Source organism: Alcanivorax sp. HI0083, from assembly GCF_001635175.1.
The window spans coordinates 1-884 of the sequence record NZ_LWFX01000249.1 but is presented as its reverse complement, the minus strand read 5'-3'; the positions used below and the strand labels follow the sequence as shown (position 1 = coordinate 884).

Sequence of the window (884 nt, the reverse complement as noted above, 5' to 3'; positions counted from 1 at the left end):
AATGCGCAGCCGGGCAACTTCTGTCACGCGCATGCCGGAGCCGTAGATCAGAGAAATAATCAATCGGTGGGGGGGCGGCAAGAGTTCAATTACGGATAAAGCTTCAGAATGGGACAACACTACCGGGAGTTTGGCGGGGCGCTTGGCGCGACTGATGTTCTCCACCTCTCCCAGAGGCTGATGAATCACATGTCGATACAGGAAAACCAGAGCATTTAGCGCCTGATTTTGAGTGGCAGCAGCCACATTTCGGCTTGTTGCAAGCCAGGTTAGGAAGAGAGATACCTCTCGTTCGGCCATCTCGGCAGGATGGCGTAACTTGTGAAAGCGTATGAAATAGCGAATCCAGTACCAGTAGGTTTTCTCGGTACGATGACTGTAATGGCGCACCCTGATCGCCTCGCGAAACTGCTCACGAAGCCTGGGGCGGCCTGCACGCTCCTTGTGCATGGGCTGACTCCTGTAACTTAGCTGTACATATGGACAGCATTATTGAGTTAGAGAAATGAAGAAGTCAACATATTGAATAATGCGCTGGGAGGCTGGTTTGTAACTTGCTGACTTTTCTGGTTTTATCTTTCAATATGCAAATTGATAAACCGTGATATGAAGCCGGCGCGTTCATTGGATATTCGAGCCGGCTTCCTAATACCTGTTATATGCTCGCAGAGGGTAAACCTCAAACCTCGAGGAATTTAATTTGGAGATGATAATTACAATTGCGGGTACTGTGCTGACTGCTATCGGCACTGGTGTCACAGTTTGGCAGGCGTCGAAAGTTAAATCCTATAGGGATCAGATCGCTTTTGACCTCAGAAAGCTCCACTTGTCGGAAGTCGCGGAGTTGTTAAAGAGGGCGCAAGATGAAGGACGAAAACTTCTCT

The 884-nt window shown here is 49.1% G+C and carries 2 protein-coding genes; one reads left to right on the top strand and one right to left on the bottom strand.

The genetic code is table 11. The features are described from left to right. Positions 1 to 450 (bottom strand): phage integrase N-terminal SAM-like domain-containing protein (locus A3754_RS02710; RefSeq protein WP_197468402.1); only part of this gene is annotated, 450 nt, incomplete at its 3' end. Positions 451 to 700: 250 nt separating this feature from the next. Here A3754_RS02710 and A3754_RS28405 point away from each other — a divergent pair. After that, positions 701 to 884 (top strand): hypothetical protein (locus A3754_RS28405; RefSeq protein ID WP_231880450.1); only part of this gene is annotated, 184 nt, incomplete at its 3' end.